This window comes from Streptomyces sp. NPDC001848 (assembly GCF_042891915.1).
In the GTDB taxonomy this organism is placed as follows: domain Bacteria; phylum Actinomycetota; class Actinomycetes; order Streptomycetales; family Streptomycetaceae; genus Streptomyces.
This window is the reverse complement of record NZ_JBIATP010000003.1, coordinates 274,810-294,819: the sequence shown is the minus strand read 5'-3', so window position 1 is coordinate 294,819 and position 20,010 is coordinate 274,810. Positions and strand designations below refer to the sequence as shown.

Genomic DNA, 20,010 nt, shown 5'->3' with positions numbered 1-20,010 from the left:
GGCACGCTCAGCCCGCCGCCGGCAGGCGGACCTCGAAGCGACAGCCGCCCGGTACGTTGCGCACCGCCGCGTGGCCCCGGTGAGCCTCCACGATGCCGCGCACGATGGCGAGCCCCAGGCCCGCGCCGGCCGGCGGGGTGCGCGCGTGGGTGCCGCGCCAGCCGGTGTCGAAGACGCGGGGCAGGTCCTCCGGCGGGATGCCGCCGCAGCCGTCGGTCACCGACAGCACCACGCAGTCCTCCTCCCGCCTCGCGGACACCGCCACCGTGCCATCGGCGGGCGTCCGGTGGATCGCGTTGACCAGCAGGTTCGCCAGCACGCGGGACATCTCGCGGCCGTCCACCTCCACCGGCACCGGCTCGACACCGTCCCCCACAAGCCGTACGCCGTGCTCTTCGGCGAGCGCGTCGGCGCCCGCCATCGCATCGCCCACCAGGTCGTACGCCGACATCCGGGTGGGCGTCAGGCCGAGAACTCCCGCCTGGATACGGGACAGTTCGAAGAGGTCGCCGACCATGTCGCTGAGCCGTTCCACCTCCGCGCGGATCCGGGCGTGGTAGAGCCCCGGGTCGGCGACCATACCGTCCTCCAGCGCCTCGGCCATCGCCCGCAACCCGGCCAGCGGTGTGCGCAGGTCGTGCGACATCCAGGCGACCAGCTCACGGCGCGAGGCCTCCAGGGCCCGCTCCCGCTCCCGGGAGGCGGCGAGCTTGGCACTGGTGGCGGCGAGCTGGCGGCTCAGCTCGGCGAGTTCGGCAGTGGGTGCGGCCTCGGGCGGGGTGAAGGGGCCGCCGTCCCCGAGGGCGCGGGTCGCCTCGGCCAGGGCCCGGCTGCCCCTGACGACGCTGCGGCCCAGGACGAGCGCCACCACCAGGGAGACGACCGCGGCCATGGCGCACACGGTCGTCACGACCCACAGGTCGTGGTCCGACAGGAACATCGCCCAGGCCACCAGGAGGGTGCCCCCGAGCATCGCCGCGATCGTGACGGCCGCGACCACCGCCAGCGACAGCGCGACCGAACGGCGTCGCAGCAGCCGCAGGGCGACCGCGCCGGCCAGCCCGGCGGCCGCCGCACCCGCCGCCGCGTAGAGCACGATGAGCAGCGCGTCACCCAGCATCGCCGGCACCGTCCCGTCCCGGGGGAGGGTCGAACCGGTAGCCCACGCCCCACACCGTGCTGATCAGCCGGGGCCGCGCCGGGTCGTCCTCGACCTTCTCCCGCAGCCGCCGTACATGCACGGTCACCGTCGAAAGATCGCCGAACTCCCAGCCCCACACCCGGTGCATCAACTCCTCCCGGCTCATCGCCCGCCCCGGGTGCCGCAGGAAGAACTCCAGCAGGTCGAACTCCCGTATGGTCAACGCCAGTTCCGAGCCGTGGCGGGTGGCCCGCCGACCCGCGGGGTCCAGGGTGAGCGCACCGGCCCGCAGCCACGGCCCGGCCTCCGGAGCGGCCGACGCCCCGGCGCGGCGGAGCACCGACTCCACCCGCAGCACGAGTTCACGGGGGCTGAACGGCTTGGTGACGTAGTCGTCCGCTCCGACCTCCAGGCCCAGGATGCGGTCCTCCTCGTCGCCGCGCGCGGTCAGCATGATCACGGGAAGCGGGCCGTCCTCACGGATGCGGCGGCACACCTCGAGACCGTCCATGCCGGGCAGCATCAGGTCGAGCACGACCAGGTCGGGCGGCTCCGCCGCGGCGTGGGCCACGGCGCCGGGACCGTCGGCGGCCAGCTCGACGGCGAACCCCGCCCGGGCCAGATAGCCGGCCACGACTTCGGAGACGGTCGGGTCGTCGTCCACGACGAGTACGCGTTTCACGCCACCGAGTCTCGCACCGGCGGCGCCGCCCGGCAGGCGGGGCGACGGCCCCGACCGCGGCCGTCAGCGATTCGTAAGATCCTCGGCGCGAGGTCCGGACGTCAGGGATCCGTAAGATCGCCAAATCCCTTATGTCCCTTTTGTGTTCGTAGGGTGAGAAGGGTGATCGAGACCTCTCCTCCCCGTGTCGACATCGTGCTGCCCTGCCTCGACGAGGCCGAGGCGCTGCCGTGGGTCCTTGCCCGCATCCCCTCGGGCTGGCGCGCCATCGTGGTCGACAACGGCTCCACCGACGGCTCCGCGGACATGGCCCTGGGTCTGGGGGCGTACGTCGTCCACGAGCCGCGCCGCGGTTTCGGCGCCGCCTGCCACGCGGGCCTTTCCGCCGCCACCGCCGACGTCGTCTGCTTCTGCGACTGCGACGCCTCCCTCGACCCCAGCCTGCTGCCGGCGGTCGCCGGGCCCGTCCTCGACGGCTCCGCCGACCTCGTCCTGGGCCGCCGAAGGCCCACCACCCCCGGGGCCTGGCCGCCGCACGCCCGACTGGCCAACCTCCAACTGGCCCGTCTGGTCCGCCGCCGCACCGGGCTGCGCCTGCACGACCTCGGCCCCATGCGCGCCGCCCGCCGGACGGGACTGCTGTCGCTGGGCCTGACCGACCGGCGTTCCGGCTACCCGCTCCAGATGCTCCTCCGCGCGGCGGACGCGGGCTGGCGGGTACGGGAGACGGACGTGCCGTACCACCCGCGCACGGGCCGCTCGAAGGTCACCGGCACCTGGCGCGGCACATGGCAGGCCGTACGGGACATGCGGGCCGTCCTCGACGAGCGACCGGCGCTCACGACCGCCCCGGGAGCCGGACGATGACGCCCCCGGCCACGGGGCCGGTCGCGCTGCTGGTCATCGCCAAGGAGCCCGTACCGGGGCGGGTGAAGACCCGGCTGACCCCGCCCTACACGCCCCACGAGGCGGCCGCCCTCGCCGAGGCCGCGCTCGCCGACACCCTCCGCGCGGTGCTCCGGGCCCCCGCCCGGCGTCGAGTCCTCGTCCTCGACGGTGCCCCCGGCCCCTGGCTGCCGCCCGGTTTCGAGATCGTCCCGCAGACGTCCGGCGGCCTCGACGAGCGGATCGCCGCCGCCTTCGCCCGGTGCGCCGACGGCCCGGCGTTCCTGGTCGGCATGGACACCCCTCAGCTGACCGCCGACCTGCTCGCCGACGTGACCTCGGGGGGATACGACGCCTGGTTCGGTCCGGCCGCCGACGGAGGGTTCTGGGCGCTCGGCCTCGCCGAACCGGGCCGCGCCGGAAGCCTCGTACGAGGCGTCCCGATGTCCACCGACCGCACGGGCGCGCTCCAGCGCGCCCGGCTCACCGCGGCGGGGCTGAAGGTGCGCGACCTGCCGGTGCTGCACGATGTGGACACCGCCGCCGACGCCGTCCGGGTCGCCTCCTGCTGCCCGCCCGGCTCCCGTTTCGCGGCTGCCCTGGACCGGCTCGCGGGGGCCGCGCGGTGAGCGAGACGACGTATGCCCCGGCGCACCCCGCCGATCAGTGGGCACCCGCGCATCAGGGCGAGCCCTGGGCGGACGACCCCTACGCCCGCGCCCTGCGCCTCGGCCGCGGTCCTCTCTTCCTGCGCCGCATGTCCCGGGGCGCCGACGAGGAACTGCTGCCCCTCGACGTCGAGCGCTGGTGCGCCGCGCCGGACGCCGCCGACATGAGCGTGCTGCGCCGCTGCACCGGCCCCGTCCTGGACGTCGGCTGCGGACCCGGACGGCTGGTGGCCGCCCTCGCGGCCCGGGGGCTCCCGGCGCTCGGCGTGGACGTCAGTCCGGCCGCCGTGGCCAGGACCCGGCGCGAGGGCGGCGCCGCCGTGCGACGGTCCGTGTTCGACCGCCTGCCGGAGGAGGGGCGCTGGGGCACCGTCCTGCTGATGGACGGCAACGTCGGCATCGGCGGCGACCCCGTGGCCCTGCTCGCCCGCCTGCGCGCCCTGGCGGCCCCCGGCGGCACTTTGGTGGCCGAGGCCGCCCGGTCCGATGTGCACGAGCGTTTCACCGCCAGAGTCGAGGACGCGGGGGGCCGGCACGGACGCTCCTTCCCCTGGGCCCGCCTCGGCACCAGTGCGCTGCTCCGTGCCTCCGACGCCACCGGCTGGGTGCTCACCGGCCGGTGGACGGCACAGGACCGCACCTTTGTGGAACTGCGCCGGCCGAAACGGAAACCATGACCGACACCACCACCCGGCGGGAGCCGGTCCGCGCCCCCACCTCGAAGGACCGCACGAGCTCGGCCGTGACCGCAGTCCTCCTCGCCGCGCTCACCGCCGCCGTCGCCGCCACCGTCCGCGCCGGCGACAACCTGAGCCACTCCGGGCGTCTCCTGGCCGGTCACGCCGTCGCCTGGGCGTTGTTCGGGGCGGCCGTGTGGACGGTGCGCAAGGTCCACGCACGCACCGCGACCGTCCTCGTCCTGGCCGGCTCCGCCGCCGTCGCCCTGGCCGCGTTGGCCGCACCGCCCCGTACCAGCGACGACATGTACCGCTACGCGTGGGACGGCCGGGTCCAGGCCGCCGGGATCTCTCCGTACGCCCACCCACCCGCCGCACCACAGCTCGCCCGGCTGCGCGACGACTGGCTGTTCCCCGCCCAAGGGTCCTGCCGGGGCTGGGGACTTCACCGCACCGGGAGCGGGCTGTGCGTCCGGATCAACCGACCCACCGTCCCGACCATCTACCCGCCCGTCGCCGAGGGCTGGTTCCTGGCCGTCCACGCGCTCTCCCCGCCCGGCAGCCGCCACAAGCCGCTCCAAGTCGGCGGCGCCGTCCTGGCGTTCGGCACCACCCTGGCCCTGCTGGCCGTACTGCGCCGGCGCGGCGACCCGCGGCGGGCACCCGCCCGGGCCGCGCTGTGGGCCTGGTGCCCGGCCGTCCCCTTGGAGGCGGTCGACAACGCCCATGTCGACACCCTCGGCGTCCTGCTCACCGTGCTCGCGCTCGGCACCGCGACCGCCGGAACCCGCCGAGGTGCCCTCCTCGGCGCCGCCATCGCCGTGAAGCTGCTGCCGGTACTGGCGCTGCCCGGAGCCCTGTCCGGGGAGCGCCGCGCGGCCCGCGTCCTGCGCACCCTGGCGGCCGCGCCGACCGTCGTCGCGCTCGCCTACCTTCCGTACGTCACCGCGTCCGGCACCGGCGTGCTCGGCTACCTCCCGGGCTACCTCCAGGAAGAGGGATACGAACCCGGAGACGTACGCCGTTTCGCGCTGCTGCGTCTGCTGCTGCCGGACACCGCCGCGGAGGTGGCCGCGGTGGTCCTGCTCGCGCTGACCGCCCTGTATGTGTGGCGCAGAGGCGACCCTGCCCGCCCGTGGCGCGGTGCACTGCTGCTGACCGGCAGCACGCTGCTCGTGGTCTCGCCCGACTACCCGTGGTACTCCCTCCTCCTGATCGCCCTGGTAGCGCTCGACGGGCGCTGGGAGTGGCTGACGGTCACCCTCGCGGGCACGGTTCTCTACCTCGCGGGTCGGCTCCTGCCGGGTTTGCCCGTCCAGGCGGTCGCCTACGGCGCGGCGGCCGTGGCCGTCACGCTCGGCGCTCGCCTGCGCGCCGCACGGGGACACGGCTGAACTCGTCGTGCCGATGAGCACCTCGCAGAGCCGACAGCCCCGGACAGCGGCGCCGACGACCCCTCATCCGGGCAGCGGACGCCGCTGAGGCGCCGCGCTACGACTTCGGCCGACGGCCCGTCGTGCGCGTCATGCTCTCGCTCCCCGTGCGAGAACCGGTGGTCACCTCCTCGGAGTCGATTATGTGTTCGCCGTACAGGTCATGCAGCCAGTTGGCCTGGTAGATCGTGTCGAGATAGCGCTCGCCGAGGTCCGGTGCGATGGCGACCGCGGTGAGGTCCCCGGTGCCGTGCCGGGACAGCCAGTCCATGGCGCCGCTGACCACCGTCCCGGTGGACCCGCCGAACAGGAACCCGCGCCGGGCCAGCCGGTGGCAGGCACGGATGGTGTCCGCCTCCTCGACCCGGATCACCTCGTCGACATACGACTCGTCGAGCAGCGGCGGGCGCATGCTCATGCCCAGGCCGGGGATCATCCGGCGGCCCGGCTCGCCGCCGAACGCCACCGATCCCACGGCGTCCACGGCGACGATGTGCACCGGCCGGTGCCACTGGCGGAAGTAGCGCGCGCAGCCCATCAGGGTCCCGGTGGTGCCCGCCCCGACGAACAGCACGTCGAGGCGTGGGAACTGGGACGCGATCTCCGGAGCGGTCTTGCGGTAGTGCGCGCGCCAGTTCCCCGGGTTGGTGTACTGGCTGAGCCACACGTACCGGTCGTCGGCGGCACACAGCGCCCGGACGTACTCGATCCGCGCGCCGAGGAACCCGCCGTTGGCGTCCAGGTCGGAGATGACGTGCACCTTGCTGCCCAGGGCCTCCATCAGCAGCCTGGTCGACAGGTTGCAACGGGAGTCCGTCACACACAGAAACCGGTAGCCCTTGCTCGCGGCGATCATGCTGAGCGCCACGCCCAGGTTTCCCGACGAGGACTCGACCAATATCGAATCCGGCGTCAGGAGGCCGTCCTTCTCGGCGGCTTCCACCATCTCGGTCGCGGCCTTCAACTTGATCGAACCGGCGAAGTTGAAGCCCTCGCACTTCAGGTAGAGGGGGTGGCCGAAGATCGACCGCAGGTCGACGTAGAGCTGGCTCTCGTTGAAGGCATGGGGGGCGGAGATGACAGGCACGGTGGCCTCCTGATGCCAGGGCTGAGGGATGCCTTCAGCCGTAGCGGCGCAGATCGTGGAAGAAGTGGTCGATGAGGTGGAGGTGTCCGGAGCGCGCCACTTCGTCGTAGACGTACTTGCCGACGGCGAGGTCGAGGACGCCGAGTCCGAAGGGCGAGAAGATCACCGTCCGGTCGTCCGGCAGGCTCACCCGTCCGGCCATGACGTCGTCGAGGGTGCCGTCGATGAAGTCGCGGCCGCCCGTGAGCTGCTCGGTCAGATGGGGGGAGGTGTCGGCCTTCAGACAGTGCTCGACGTCATCGACGACGTTGGCGGACGCGAGCAGGACCTCGGGGGCGAGGTCACGCAGGGACACGTGCAGGACCAGGGGGTGGTGCGAGAACCAGGCCGGGTCGGTGACGTGGGGTTTGCCGGCGACGGTGGCGAAGACGACCAGGTCGCTGGAGCGGATCAGGGCCTCGGCGCTGTCGTGGACCGTGACCTCGCCGCTCGCCTCCGCCTGCTCCAGGTAGCCGCGGAAGCCGGCGGTGCTGTCGGCGGACAGGTCGTGCAGGCCGATCGTGTCGAAGGTCCAGCCGGTGCCCGCCAGGAAGGTGTGGATGTAGCGGGCGATCAGGCCGGTGCCGAAGAAACCGACCCGCCTCGGGCGGGACCGGCCACGGCTGAGCCGGTCGGCCGCCAGCGCCGCGGACGCCGCGGTCCTGGTGGCGCTGATGATGGAACTCTCCAGACAGGCGAACGGGTAGCCCGTCTCGTGGTCGTTGAGGATGAGCACGGCGGAGGCCCGGGGCAGCCCGGCCGAGACGTTGGCCGGGAAGCTGGAGATCCACTTCATGCCGTCGACAGGGTTGGGACCGCCGATGGAGGCCGGCAGCGCGATGATCCGGGAGGTCGGACGGTCCGGGAAACGCAGGAAGTACGACGGGGGATTGACCGAATCGCCGGCGCCGTGCAGCCGGTAGGTGGCCTCGACCAGGTCCACGACCTGCTGTTCGCGCCCGTCGAGTGCCTGCTGCACCTCGGCGCCGGAGATCACCGCGAAGGTGGGGGTTGCCGGGTGGCCGGGCGTGGGCTGGGCGGCGGGGGACGACAGAACGGTCATCGCCGGGTCACCTCCGGGGTCGGGCAGCAGTCGGCCAGGCGGCGCGGCTCGGCCATGGCGACCAGCACCTGGCGGTCCCCGGTGTAGGCCTCCCTGCTGTGTGCGGTGCGGATGTTGTCGACCAGCATCACGTCGCCCGCCTGCCACGGCTCGCGACGCGTGTGCTGCTCGTAGGTGGTGTTGAGCAGGGCGACGACGTCCTCACCGATGGGACTGCCGTCCCCGAAGCGGGTGTTGAACGGCAGCCCGTCCTCCCCGTACTCGTCCACCAGGTACTCGCGCACCTCGGGCGCGAGCGTCCATTCGTTGAGGAAGGCGATCTGGTTGAACCAGCAGCGCCGTCCGGTGACCGGGTGCCGGACCACGGCGGCGCGCCGCTGCCGGGTGCGCAGCGACCCATCGGGCCGCCAGTCGGTGTCGATGGCGTTCTCACGGCAGTAGCGCTCGATGGCGGACCGGTCGTCGGTGCCGAACGACTCGGCCAAAGACGCCCCGATCTCGTCGTTGTAGCTGCGGGTGAGCAGCCACCCCTCACGCTCGAACCGCTCGCTGATCTCGGCCGGCAGTGCCCGCAGCACCTCTTCCGCGTCGGCCACCGCGGTCGCCCCGCCCTGACCGGGCGCGGTCAGGCACGCGAACAGCATCAGGCCGGGACACTCCAGGGTGTAGCTCAGCTCGTGGTGCATGCACATCGGCTGGTTGGCCGGCCAGGTGGCGGAGGAGTACAGCCGGGGGCCGTGGGTCTGCCGGGGGGCGAAGGCCTCCCGTTCGAGCATCAGCTCCCCGGCCAGCGCGGTGAACACTGCGCCGACCTGCTGCGCCTCCTTCAGCCCCAGGCCGCGGACGAGCAGTGCGCCGTGCTCGGCGACCCGCGCGCGCAGCGCTTCCCGGTTCTGGTCCGCCCAGCTCGCCGCGTCACCGGGGGCCTCGATGCGCAGGATCGGTGGTTTGCCCGGCTGCAGTGCCACTTCGGGCAGTGAGGCCAGGGACGATGACGACATCTGTGTTCTTCCTTTCGGTTGCCTGACGCGGAGGCTGACGGAGAGGCAGGGATTCAGGAGGACGGCAGGAGTTCGGTGGCGCCGAGGACGGCCCGTGCCGTCTCGGCCGGGCGGGTGCGCGGGAAGTAGTGGCCGCCGTCGGGCAGTTCGCACAGCTCCACCTGCTCGGCCAGCAGCTGCCAGTCGCGGTACCGGTCGCGGTACTCCGCCGTGTTCGGGTCGTCGGCGGCGACGACCACGGTGACGGGCGCGGACAGCCGCACCGCGGGCGGGGCTTCCAGGGCGTCGGCGAAGTAGTGGTGCGCACCGACGCAGTCGTGCCGGTAGGCGGCGCCGACGTGCTCCGCGTGCTGCGCGCTCAGCTCACCGAGTTCGCTGTAGCCGCTGTCCGCGCTCAGCCGGGCGGCGATCTCTGTGTTGCTCCGCCCCGTCAGCTCGGTGACGGCGGCGCGCCGCTCGGCCGCGGTGCCGAGCAGCTGGGCACCGAGGAACACCCGTGGCACGTCCACCCCGTGCTCCCGCAGCCTCCTCGCCGTCTCCAGCGCCAGGGCGGTGCCCGAGGAGTGGCCCCAGAGCATGACCCTGGTCAGGCCACGCCCGGCGATCTCGGCGACGACCTGCTCGGCCACCTGGGGGATCGGCGCGAACGGCTCGCTGGTGGCGGCCAGGTCGTGACCGGGCAGCTCGACGGCGTACACCGCGGGCCCGCCGTCCGCCAGGGCCGCGGCCATCGGACGGAAGTTGACCGCGTTGCCGCCCGCGTACGGGAAGCAGACCAGGGCGCAGTCCGGCACCCCGCCCGGCTGCGACAGCGGCTGCAGCAGCTCAGGGCGCTGTGGGGCGGCGGCACCGTCGAGGAGGGCGGCGAGGTCGGCGAGGACCGGGTGCCGGGTGATGTCCTTGAGGGACACCGCTCGGTCCAGGGCGATGGTGAGCTTGACCGCCGACAGCGAGGTTCCGCCGGAGTCGAAGAAGTGGTCCTGCCGGCCGATCCGGTGCTCGGCGACCCCCAGCAGCTCGGCCCAGGTCGCGGCCAGCTTCCGCTCGGTGGGGGTGCGCGGGGCGCGGTCCTCCTCCCCGGCCCCGTCGCCGTCGGGGGCCGGCTCGGTCCGTTCGGCGAGCGCGGTCAGGGCCTTCCGGTCGATCTTGCCGTTGGCGGTCAGCGGCAGACTGTCCTGCCAGTGGAAGGCCGTCGGGACCATGTAGGCGGGCAGCACGACGCCGAGCGCCTCGCGCAGCGCCTCCGTCTCCTGACGCCGACCGGTGTAGAAGGCGATCAGGTGCGTGCTGCCACCGGCCAGTTGAGCGGTGACCACCGCGCCGTCGCGCACCCCGGGCACCCGCAGCAGCGTGTTCTCGATCTCGCCGATCTCGATGCGGAAACCGCGGATCTTGACCTGGTTGTCCCGGCGGCCCAGGAACTCCAGCTTGCCGTCGGGATGCCAGCGCCCCCAGTCACCTCCCAGGTAGAGGCGCTCACCGGGCCGGTACGGATCCTGCAGATACGCCTGGCGGGTCCGCTCGGGATCGTTGACGTACCCCCGTCCCACGCACACCCCGGAGAACGCGATCACGCCGGGGGCACCCAGCGGCACCAGCGACAGGTGCTCGTCGACGACGTAGACGCGCACGTTGCTGACGGGACGCCCGAGCAGCACCCGTTCGGGCACCCGGTCAAGGACTTCGTGGTTGGTGTCGTCCGAGGTCTCGGTCAGACCGTAGGCGTTCAGCAGCCGGATCCCCGGTTGGATCGCGAACCAGCGCTGCACCAGCTCCCGTTTGAGGGCCTCACCGGTCACCGACACACACGTCAGGTCCGGCAGCTCGCGGGGGTGCCGCTCCAGATACGACACCACCACCTCCAGATAGGAGGGCACGACCTGCACCACCCCGACCCGGCCGCGGACCAGGGTGTCGACGAACCGCTCCACGTCCACGACCACGTCCTGCTCGACCAGCAGCGTCCGCCCGCCGACCAGCAGCGCGGCCAGCAACTGCCACAGCGAGATGTCGAAGCACTGCGGGGCCGTCTGCGCGACCACCCGCCCCTGGCCGATCCCCAGGTCCTCGATCTTGGCGTGGAGGTGGTTGAGCATCCCCGCGTGCTCGCACATCGCCCCCTTCGGCTCACCCGTGGAGCCGGAGGTGAAGTAGATGTACGCGAGCTGACCGGCGCTCACCTTCACGCCGGGGTCGTCCTCTGCGTGTTCCTCCGCGTACGCCGTCTCGACCAGCAGCTTCTCCATGCCCGGCAGCGTGGCCAGGGCCTGGTCGAGGGTGTGGGTGCTGCCGGACTCGGTGAGCACCAGCCGGCATCCGGCACGCGACAACGTCGTCCCGATCCGGCCCGCCGGGAAGTGGGGCTCGATGGGCAGGTAGGCGCCTCCGGCCTTGAACACCGCCAGCACCGATGCCAGCCAGTCGAGGTCGCGTTCGGTGACCACCGCCACGACGTCCTCCCGGCCGAGTCCACGCGCCAGAAGGGCCCGTGCGAGCCGGTTCGCGCGCGCGTTCAGCTCGGCGTACGTCCACTGCCGCTCGCCGTGCACCGCGGCCACCGCATCCGGGTGAGCCCGCACCCGCTGCTCGAACAGCTCGTGCGCCCGGATGTCGGGCAGGGCCCGGTGCGGTCCGACCAGTCCTTCGAGCTGGTACCTCATCTCCTCCGGCGACAGCAGGCTCTGCCGCGCGTGCCCGGCGTCCGGGCCGACCGCGATCAGCCGCAGGGCGGTCAGGTGGTAGCCGCCGATGCGAGCGGCGCACTCGGCGTCCAGGGCGTCCGTGCGGTACCGCACCCGCACCACGGGCCGCCCGCCACGGTCGCTGAAGCCCACGCCCAGCACGGCGTCGTCGGCCGGCCCGTGCCCGGCGCCCGTGGGGTCGAACACGACCTCGTACGACGGCTCCGAGAGCCCCAGCTCCCGGCGCAGCGCGGCCACCGGGAAGTCCCGGTGGGCCAGCATCTCGGCTTCGACGCGGTGCGCGTCGAGCACGAGTTCGCGCCACGACCCGGGGGCGACCGTCAGACGGCACGGCAGCGGCCCGCCCACCGCCCCGGTGGCGTAGCCCGTCACCACCTCACGCTCACCCGACAGCGCGGCCAGCACCTTGGCGTGCGCCGCCAGCAGCACCGAACTCACCGGCACCCGCAGCTCGTCCGCCAGGCCGCGCACCGCCGCGGCGATGTCGTCCGGCAGCACCGTCTCCTGCTCGGCCGCACCCGCCACCGGCTCCCGCACCCAGCGGGGCACCGCGGTGAAACCGCCGGCGGTCAGCACGCCGCGCCAGTACTCCCGGTCCGCTTCCACGAGCGCTCCCATCGATCGTCTTCCTGAAGTTCCTCAACCAGCCGCCGTCGCGGCGCCCTTCTCCGAGGCCATGCCTGTCGTCGTGCCGCTGCCGTCACCTGTGGTGTTGCGCAGCTCGACGGCGGGGTTTCCGCCCCACAGGGCGTTCGGGGGGACTTCCTCGCCCTTCATGAGGAAGGAGTCGGGGGCCAGGACGGCGCCCTCGCCCATGGCCACGCCGTAGTGCACATGGGCCCCGACCCCGAGGGTGCAGCCGGCACCGAGCACCGAGCGGTCGGACTTGAACGTGCCGTCCTCCTGCGAGTGGCACTGGATCTTGGAGCCGACGTTGAGCGTGCAGTCGTCGCCGATGGCGGTGAGCTCCCGCTCCGTCACGTAGCAGCCGTCGTCGAAGACCCTGCGCCCGATGCGCACCCCCAACAGCCGCCAGATCACGTTCTTGAAGGGGGTTCCGTTGAAGACGTTGAGATATTCGGACGGCACCTTCCACAGGCGTTCGTGCCACCAGAAGTACGGGTCGTAGATGGAGCACAGTCGCGGGCGCAGCGGCCGGAACAACGTGATGCAGCGCTCCACCAGGACGTAATAGCCCGCGGTGAACAGGAGCGTGACCGCCAGATACCCCGAGATCACCAGATAACCCAGCACTCCGTACAGGTCCACGGAGGCGACGGCGAGCGCCGTGAGTACAAAGGTGTGCAGCCAGCGCAGGAACAGGAACAGCGTCATCGAGCGGAGGTTGTAGCGGTTCTTGGCGGCCAGTCGGCGGCGCAGCTCCTCCCCGGTTCTCAGATGGTCGAACCGGGTGTCGCGCTCCACCGTCCGCGGAATCTCGAAACTGGGGGAGCCGAGCAGCCCGACGCCCTCACGCATCTCTCCGTCCAGCGGGACCATGACCTTTGTCGCGAGCAGACAGTTGTCGCCCGTTCTCGCCCCCGCGGGATACACGATGTTGTTCCCGATGAAGTTGCGCGCGCCGATCGACGCCCGCGACACCCGGAAGGACGTGCTGGAGAAGTCCGCATTGAGAATGGAGAGCCCGTCGGCCACCATCGTGCCGCTGCCGACCACGGCCAGATACGGGGTCTCGTGCTGGACCTCCGTACCGAAGTTGGAGCCGGTCTGCTCGACGCGGGACAGGTTGTATCCGAGACCGATCAGGTAATGGACGATGTAGGAGCTGTCACCGAAAAGCCAGGCGAAGAACTTGACGTTCGTCATACCGGAGACCGCCCGGAACGCCGCATAGCGGAAGCCGTAGAGCGGATAGACCTGGTCGGGCTTGACGGCCAGGTGCAGCAGGCGGGGCACGGCGAACAAGGCGGCGAGTCCCAGCACGACGAACCCGAAGAACACCGCCACGGACAGCAGCAGCGTGTCCACGAGGAACTCCGTCGTCAGGATGCCGACATCGTCCGGGTTCAGTCGGTCGTCGAGAGCGGGGATCCAGGTGAAGAGCATGTACAGGCCACCGACGGCCAGCGGGATGTACAGCAGGAACAGCTGGAGCAGGCCGACCAGAGCGAACCAGGCCCGGCGCCGCGTGCCGCACCGGGCCGGTGCGACCCTGACGTAGTCGATGTCCGTGCGCTGGGCCGGTGACCCGTGATGGCGCTCACCGGCCGGTACCGTCTGTCCGCGGTACAGGGCTGACGCGTGTCCGAGCTGGGCTCCGTCACCCATCGACGTGTCGATGTCGAGCACGGTCTTCGAGCCGATGTACACGTCCCGGCCGAGCGTGACCCGGCCGGTCTGGATGCGCCCTGCGTGCGCCCGGTAGCAGAGGAGGAAGGCGTCCTTCCGGATCACCGATCCCGACCCGATCGTGAGCAGGTCGGTGCAGACCGGCACGGACCGGGAGAGGATCGTGACGCCCTTGCCGATCCGCGCGCCGAGCGCCCGCAAGTACATGACGTAGAGCGGGTTGCCGACGAAGAGGATCACCGGATTGGCGTGGAGCAGCGCCTTGACGATCCAGAAGCGTACATAGGTCAGGCTCCAGACGGGGAACTCGCGGGGTTTCCAACGGCCGATGAGAACCCACTTGGCGATGACCGGGAACGCGCACAGGGCGATGAAACCGAGGCCGCCGAAGACGACCGAGCGCAGATAGACGTCGGACACGCCCGAACCGTCGGAGACCCACTCGTAGCCCTTGGCGGCGACGAGACCGGTGACGAAGGAGTAGCCCAGGAAGAACAGCAACTGGAGTGTGCCGCACAGGACGTAACGCGGCGTGCTTCCCGGAGCCGGAGCCGGATTCGGTGCTTGCGCCGGTGGTGTCGTGGGCGTGGGGGAGCCGTCCGGAGCCGGGGCGGCGTCCGCGAGGGCCGCCGCCAGGGAGCGGACCGTGGGATACCGGTAGATGTCCTTCATCGACACGGACGGAAGGTCCGGCCGCTTCCGGACCCGGGCGCAGAATTGCGCCATCACCAAGGAATTGGCACCGAGATCCTCGAAAAAATGACTTTCGGACGATACGCTTTCAGCGTCGACGACCTCGGCCAGAACTTCGGCGAATTTCCTCTCGGTCTCCGTCGCCGGGCCTGCGCCGCCGGGCCGGGCGATCGCGGGTCCGTCCTGACCGAGGACCAATGCCTCGGCAGACTTGTCTACCATTCAAGCTCCTTGAGGAAATCCGACGACCACCGGTCACGGGTGACCGGTCCGGTGTCTTCCGTGCTCGGCAGTGCCCGGACCGAGCAATCCGGAAGCCACGATGTCGCGCGCTCTTATCTGATCACGCCACCACGCGGTTCAGTTTGTGTCGGACATACTCAAGTTGCCACTCGTATTCGATCGCGACGAAACGACAGTAGCGCTGAACAGGGCGGTGTCTCCTGTTCCGTACCTCGATGGGGTGAGTGGCAAGTCACCCGTATGGGGGTTCACTCCGGCGGGGCGTGACAGGGGCGCCGAGTGGGGGACCGGCGAAGGCCCCCGGATGCCGGCCGGGGTGCCGGTTCCTTGTCCGCGTCGCACGTGACTGCGCAGTCATGACGGCGTCGTCATACGGCCGACCGGATAGGATCGCGCCGCCGGAGAAATCGGAGACGCCGTCACGCGAGTGGGAACACAAGGCACGGGCCCCGCCGCGCCGCGCAGTCGCCCGGGCCGGTGATGTGACGGCGGTGTTCGCCGCCAATGACGACATGGCCATCGGTCTGATCCGTGCGTTGACGGAGGCGGGTCTGCGTGTGCCGGAGGAGGTGAGCGTCGTCGGCTTCGACGACATCCCCGTCTCCGCCTGTGTGAATCCTCCGCTGACCACGGTGCGTCAGCTCTTCGACGCCGTGGCGCGGGAAGGACTCCGGCTCCTGGTGCAGGCCATCGAGAAACCGGACGTGGGGCCCGCGCCCCCGGCGACCCCCCGGTCGAACTCGTCGTCCGCGCCTCCACCGCTCGCCCGAGGTCCCTCGGGGCCGCGGACCGGGGCCGGCACGCGGCCTCCCGTCCGCGTGCGGGGGTGCACGCGCCCTCGGGCACGGATCCGTTCACCCCGTGATCAGGGATCCGCAGGTGTCCGCCTTCGTCGGAGGTGAGGGACCCGTGGGAGAGCGGGCCGGCCAGGCCGCGCGCCGGTCCGGGCCGACGAAGCCGACCAGGACGTGGGCGAGGGCGGGGACGGAGCGGAATGATCAGCCGTGCGCCCGGGAAGACAATGCTCCAAAACTGAACGATCTCCCCGCCAAGTGATGGTCCAAATTCGGATCACCTGCTAGCGTGCTGTTCAAATTTGGATGAGCTGGTGGCCGTCCTTTCCGGCCACCCTCCGCTGTCAGGAGATCCCCATGACCACCGCTGCGGTCGAAACCGGCCTCTTCGTGCTTGACTCCGCCGCCTCCACCGTCACCCTGAAGCACAGGACGATGTGGGGCCTGGTCACCGTCAAGGGCACCTTCACCACGGTCACCGGCCAGGGAGAGGTGCGCCCGGACGGCACCGCCACGGGCAGCATCAGCCTGGACGCCGCCTCCCTGGACACCAAGCACGCCAAGCGCGACGCGCACCTGCGCTCCGACGACTTCCTCGCCGCGGACCAGTTCCCCGCCATCGTGTTCGACGTGGTCGACGCGACCAGGCGCGGCGATGACACCGTCACCGTCCGCGGCCGGCTGACCGTACGCGGCATCACCCGGCCGCAGACCGTCACCGCCACCCTCACCCAGGCCGGACCCGACGGGGTCACCCTGACCACCGAGTTCACCGTGGACCGGGCCGAGTTCGGCCTGACCTGGAACCAGATGGGCATGATGCGCGGCCTGACCACCGTCAACGCCACCCTGAGCTTCCAGCGCGCATCCGCGTGAGGACGGGCGGCCTACCGGGCTTCGTCTTCCGGAGTGACACGCAGGACGATCTTTCCGCGTACGTCTCCCGACTCCAGCAGGCGGTGCGCCAGGGCCGCCTCCTCCAAAGGCATGGTGACGACGGCCGGCGGGCGCAGTGAGCCGTCGGCGAGCAGCCGGCCGACTCCGGCCGCGGACTCGGCGAGTTCGGCGGTGGTCGCGTGGGAGATCGTGAAGCCGGTGACCGAACCGTCCTTGAGGTAGAGCGCTCCGGTGGGCAGTGGCGGACGGGTCCTCATCCCGGACAGCACGACGATCCGCCCGCGCCGGGCGAGCAGATCCACCGCGGTGTCCAGGTCGTTGACGGCCGAGGTGTCGAGGAACAGGTCCGCGCCACCGGGACAGGCCCGCCGCAGACGCTCCGGCACATCGGCACGGTGGTGGTCGACGACCTCCGCCGCGCCCAGCGCACGCACCCGCCCCGCGTCACGGGCGCTCGCGGTGGCGACGACGCGGGCACCCGCCCGAGCGGCCATCAGCGTCAGGGCGCTGCCGACGTTCCCGCCACCGCCCAGCACGACCACGGTCTGCCCGGCGCGCAGGCGCCCATGGGTGAACAGAGCCAGATGGGCGGTGGCCGCCGGGTGCGCCACCGCCACGGCGGTGGTGGGATCGACGCCCGCGGGCAGGTGGTAGAGCCGGTCCGCCGGTACCACGACCTGTTCGGCCGCGGCGCCGGACCGCCCCGAGTGCCCCATGCTGTTGCACCACACCCGGTCACCGACGGCGAACCCGGGGGCTCCCGGCGACGTTTCGGCGACCGTACCCACCAGATCACGGCCGACGACGAACGGCAGGGGAACCGGAGTCCGCCAGGCACCGGAGCGGACGAACGTGTCGACCTGGTTGACGGCGGTCACCTCGACGTGCACCAGGACGTCGGTCGGGCCGGGCCGGGGCGCGGGCAGATGACCGCAGCGGATCGCCTCCGGGCCCCCGAACTCCTCGATGTAAGCGGCGAACATGGCCGGGATTCTGACAGTTCCCACCGGGGCGCGTCCGCGCACCGCGCCAGGCGTGGACGGCCCAGGACGCGGCCGGCTGCCGCGCCCGGTGCGGTGGGGGACGGTCTGTTCCGGTCAGGCGCGGACCAGGGGAGTGTCGACCAGGTGCTCCGCGATGAACCAGGCCTGCAGCTCGCCGGTGCGGATCACCTGCGAGACCAACAGGTCGTTGGTGCCGTCGTCGCCCAGCTCGGCGGTCCGGGCAGCCGCGTCATGCGCGTCCGCCAGGATGGTCTCGTGGGCTTCCAGCAGCCGGGAGAGCATGGCGGGGACCTCCTCGACGCCGTCCGGCGGACGCGGAATGGAGGTGATCTCCGCGACGTGCCGGGGGTCGCCCACGGCGACGCCGCCCAGGGTCTGGACCCGCTCGGCGATCGTGTCGACAAGCTCCAGCTGTTGCTCCGCGTGCTTGTCCAGGAGCAGGTGCAGCTGGTAGAAGGTCGCGCCGCGCAGAAGCCAGTGGTGCTTCTTGTAGAGGCTGTAGAGGATCTGGGTGTCGGCCAGGGCCTTGTTCAGGCGCTGGCAGGAGTACATGCGCGCGTCGTAGGACAGCGCGAGGGGGAACTGCTTGACGGTCCCGAACTCCTGGATGACCTCGCCCTTCTGATGCAGCCACGGCTGGCTGCTCGTGGGATGGGAGCTGGTGGTCATGGCATGCCTCCTGCGATGCGGTACGTGGATACATGACCGACGCTAGAGGCGGGAACGGGGGACGGGTTGCCCTGGAGTGCACCAGGTGGGGCCGCAGAGTGCACGGCTGCCCGGCGGGACAGGGCGCGGGGTGTCACTCGCTGCCGGCGGTGAGCCTCACGACGACGTCGTCCAGGTCGATGTGGCGGTGCTCGGTGCCCGGCGGCACGATCGCGTCGGTCCGTCGCAGAAAGGACGTGACCGCGCGGATCCCGACCTCGAGGACCGCCGCTCCGGTCCGCGTCCTGAGCAGGATGCGGAGCGCGTCCGGGTGGCACCGGTGGCGCGGGACCACCACCACGTCCCCGATCCCCGCGGACCGGCGAAGTCCGTCCGCGAGGAGCGACCGGGCGAACACCCAGTCGACGGAGGGGGCGCCGGGGGCACCCAGCGACAGGCACACGGCGTACGGGTCGCTCATGTCGTAGCGGAGCTCGGCGGGGAGCGGTACCGGCGGTTCGTCGGACACGGAGACGATGATCTCGGTCCTGTGGACGACCGACCTTTCGTCCGCGGTACCGAAGAGAGGGTGTCTCATGCCGCCCCCTGTCTGCGACTGTGCTTGCGGTTGCGTTCGTCAGCGCGGGATCTGACGGTGGATGCTGCCGACGACCGTAGGACAGGCCCGGGCGAGCGTCTTGCCGAAGAGCGCACGGGGTGTGGTCCGAAGACGAACCCCGTGCGGCACCTCTCGGCGGGCCGTGCCGCGCAGGGGCCCCTCACTCGGCGTCGTGGTCGAGGGTCCGTCCGGCGCGGCGGTGTTCGGTGGTCCAGTAGAGGAGTGCCAGGACCGGCAGGGCCGCACCGAGGACGGAGACCGCGCCCCAGCCGCCGGCGCGGTAGGCGATCGAGCCGAGCTGGGAGCCGAGGGCTCCGCCGAGGAAGAAGGTGGCGATGAAGGCGCTGTTCAGACGCGCCCGGGCGTGCGGGTCGAGCTGGTAGACCGTGTGCTGGCCGAGGATGAGGGTGGTCTGGACGGCCATGTCGAGGACGACGGCGGCGAGGGCGAGCAGCACGACGCTGTGCCCGCCGAGGCCGGCGAGTGCGAAGGCCGGCGCGGCGGCGGCGAACGCGGCGCCGGTCATGCGCCGGGTCAGCCCGTGGTCGGCCCAGTGCCCGGCGAGCGGGGCGATGGCCGCACCGGCGGCTCCGACGAGCGCGAAGATGCCCACGCCGATGGGCGAGTAGTGGAAGCGGGGGCCGGTGAGGACGTAGGAGACGGTGGTCCAGAAGGCGCTGAAGGCACCGAACATGGCTGCCTGGTAGAGGCCGCGGCGCAGCAGTGCGGGGTGGGTGCGTACCAGCGCGGCGGTGGAGCGCAGCACGTGGTGGTACGGCACGGTCGTGGTCGGGGCGTGCCGGGGCAGTGCGACGCGCAGGGCGACGGCCAGGGCGGCCATCAGGACGGCCGAGCCGAGGTAGACGACGCGCCAGCCGGCGATGTCGGAGACCAGACTGCTGACCGTGCGGGAGAGCAGGATGCCGGTGAGCAGGCCGCTCATCACCCGTCCCACGATCCGGCCGCGTGCGTGGTCCGGGGCGAGACTCGCGGCGAACGGGACGAGTATCTGGGCGACCACGGAAGTGGCACCGCTGATCAGGGAGGCGGCCAGCAGCATGGGGAAGCCGGTGGCGAGGCCGGCCGCCACCAGCGCGAGCGTGGTGACGGTCAGCAGGATGGTGATCAGGCCGCGCTTCTCCAGCCGGTCGCCGAGCGGCACCAGGAAGATCATGCCGATCACGTAACCGACCTGGGTCAGCGTGATCAGGGTGCCCGCGGTGGCCGTGCTGATGTGGAAGACGTCCCGCAGGGACGACAGCAGGGGCTGCGCGTAGTACAGATTGGCGACCGTCATGCCGGAGGCGACGGCCAGCAACGCGATCAGCCAGCCCGGCACACCGTGCGCGGGTGCGGTGCCGGCGACCTTGGACGGACTGTGGAGACCGGATGGCTGGGACAAGGGGGACCTTCTTCGGGGCGGG

General features: G+C 71.8%; 17 protein-coding genes. 6 read left to right on the top strand and 11 right to left on the bottom strand.

Going from position 1 to position 20,010, the window contains the following annotated elements; all coding sequences use genetic code 11:
* Nucleotides 1-7 precede the first annotated feature (7 nt).
* Both ACFYZJ_RS07525 and ACFYZJ_RS07520 read right to left on the bottom strand, forming a co-directional pair.
* Nucleotides 8-1,120, bottom strand: coding sequence for a sensor histidine kinase (locus ACFYZJ_RS07525; protein WP_388563895.1), 1,113 nt, complete (start codon nt 1,118-1,120; stop codon nt 8-10).
* A complete protein-coding gene (locus ACFYZJ_RS07520; protein WP_388563893.1) occupies nt 1,110-1,823 on the bottom strand; it encodes a response regulator transcription factor in 714 nt (237 codons plus the stop codon). The genes ACFYZJ_RS07525 and ACFYZJ_RS07520 overlap by 11 nt, the downstream gene beginning before the upstream one ends.
* Nucleotides 1,824-1,985: 162 nt before the next feature.
* On the opposite strand from ACFYZJ_RS07520, the gene ACFYZJ_RS07515 reads away from it, so the two are divergent.
* Genes ACFYZJ_RS07515 through ACFYZJ_RS07500 form a run of 4 tightly spaced genes read left to right on the top strand, consistent with a single transcriptional unit; the run spans nt 1,986 to nt 5,447 of the window.
* Nucleotides 1,986-2,690 (top strand): glycosyltransferase family 2 protein, encoded by a 705-nt coding sequence (locus tag ACFYZJ_RS07515; RefSeq protein WP_388563891.1) that lies wholly within the window; start codon nt 1,986-1,988, stop codon nt 2,688-2,690.
* A complete protein-coding gene (locus ACFYZJ_RS07510) occupies nt 2,687-3,337 on the top strand; it encodes a DUF2064 domain-containing protein (protein ID WP_388563889.1) in 651 nt (216 codons plus the stop codon). The genes ACFYZJ_RS07515 and ACFYZJ_RS07510 overlap by 4 nt, the downstream gene beginning before the upstream one ends.
* Nucleotides 3,334-4,053 (top strand): class I SAM-dependent methyltransferase, encoded by a 720-nt coding sequence (locus tag ACFYZJ_RS07505; RefSeq protein ID WP_388563887.1) that lies wholly within the window; start codon nt 3,334-3,336, stop codon nt 4,051-4,053. Before ACFYZJ_RS07510 ends, ACFYZJ_RS07505 begins: the two co-directional genes overlap by 4 nt.
* On the top strand, nt 4,050-5,447 hold the full coding sequence (locus ACFYZJ_RS07500) for a glycosyltransferase family 87 protein (RefSeq protein ID WP_388563885.1): 1,398 nt from the start codon (nt 4,050-4,052) through the stop codon (nt 5,445-5,447). The genes ACFYZJ_RS07505 and ACFYZJ_RS07500 overlap by 4 nt, the downstream gene beginning before the upstream one ends.
* A gap of 97 nt (nt 5,448-5,544) precedes the next feature.
* Here ACFYZJ_RS07500 and sbnA read toward each other — a convergent pair whose 3' ends face one another.
* Genes sbnA through ACFYZJ_RS07475 form a run of 5 tightly spaced genes read right to left on the bottom strand, consistent with a single transcriptional unit; the run spans nt 5,545 to nt 14,603 of the window.
* Entirely contained in the window at nt 5,545-6,573 is a 1,029-nt protein-coding gene (gene sbnA / locus ACFYZJ_RS07495; RefSeq protein WP_388563883.1) for a 2,3-diaminopropionate biosynthesis protein SbnA, read from the bottom strand.
* Between the two features lie 34 nt (nt 6,574-6,607).
* Nucleotides 6,608-7,675 (bottom strand): 2,3-diaminopropionate biosynthesis protein SbnB, encoded by a 1,068-nt coding sequence (gene sbnB / locus ACFYZJ_RS07490; RefSeq protein WP_388563881.1) that lies wholly within the window; start codon nt 7,673-7,675, stop codon nt 6,608-6,610.
* Nucleotides 7,672-8,676, bottom strand: a complete 1,005-nt coding sequence (locus ACFYZJ_RS07485; protein WP_388563879.1) for a TauD/TfdA family dioxygenase — start codon at nt 8,674-8,676, stop codon at nt 7,672-7,674. The genes sbnB and ACFYZJ_RS07485 overlap by 4 nt, the downstream gene beginning before the upstream one ends.
* A gap of 53 nt (nt 8,677-8,729) precedes the next feature.
* Entirely contained in the window at nt 8,730-11,996 is a 3,267-nt protein-coding gene (locus tag ACFYZJ_RS07480; protein WP_388563877.1) for an amino acid adenylation domain-containing protein, read from the bottom strand.
* A gap of 21 nt (nt 11,997-12,017) precedes the next feature.
* Nucleotides 12,018-14,603 (bottom strand): Pls/PosA family non-ribosomal peptide synthetase, encoded by a 2,586-nt coding sequence (locus ACFYZJ_RS07475; protein ID WP_388563875.1) that lies wholly within the window; start codon nt 14,601-14,603, stop codon nt 12,018-12,020.
* Between the two features lie 377 nt (nt 14,604-14,980).
* On the opposite strand from ACFYZJ_RS07475, the gene ACFYZJ_RS07470 reads away from it, so the two are divergent.
* Nucleotides 14,981-15,526: a substrate-binding domain-containing protein gene (locus tag ACFYZJ_RS07470; protein WP_388563874.1), complete on the top strand. Its 546-nt coding sequence runs from the start codon at nt 14,981-14,983 to the stop codon at nt 15,524-15,526.
* Nucleotides 15,527-15,775: 249 nt separating this feature from the next.
* Complete coding sequence (locus tag ACFYZJ_RS07465; protein WP_388563872.1) at nt 15,776-16,294, top strand: YceI family protein; 519 nt, start codon at nt 15,776-15,778, stop codon at nt 16,292-16,294.
* Between the two features lie 11 nt (nt 16,295-16,305).
* Here ACFYZJ_RS07465 and ACFYZJ_RS07460 read toward each other — a convergent pair whose 3' ends face one another.
* The 4 genes from ACFYZJ_RS07460 to ACFYZJ_RS07445 form a co-directional block, all read right to left on the bottom strand.
* Nucleotides 16,306-17,298, bottom strand: a complete 993-nt coding sequence (locus tag ACFYZJ_RS07460; protein WP_388563870.1) for an NADPH:quinone reductase — start codon at nt 17,296-17,298, stop codon at nt 16,306-16,308.
* A 114-nt stretch (nt 17,299-17,412) separates the two neighbouring features.
* A complete protein-coding gene (locus ACFYZJ_RS07455; protein ID WP_388563868.1) occupies nt 17,413-17,988 on the bottom strand; it encodes a Dps family protein in 576 nt (191 codons plus the stop codon).
* A gap of 133 nt (nt 17,989-18,121) precedes the next feature.
* The gene (locus ACFYZJ_RS07450; protein WP_388563866.1) at nt 18,122-18,565 is read right to left on the bottom strand and encodes an SsgA family sporulation/cell division regulator; all 444 of its coding nucleotides are present in this window, start codon (nt 18,563-18,565) and stop codon (nt 18,122-18,124) included.
* A gap of 181 nt (nt 18,566-18,746) precedes the next feature.
* Complete coding sequence (locus ACFYZJ_RS07445) at nt 18,747-19,988, bottom strand: MFS transporter (protein ID WP_388563864.1); 1,242 nt, start codon at nt 19,986-19,988, stop codon at nt 18,747-18,749.
* Nucleotides 19,989-20,010: the final 22 nt, after the last annotated feature.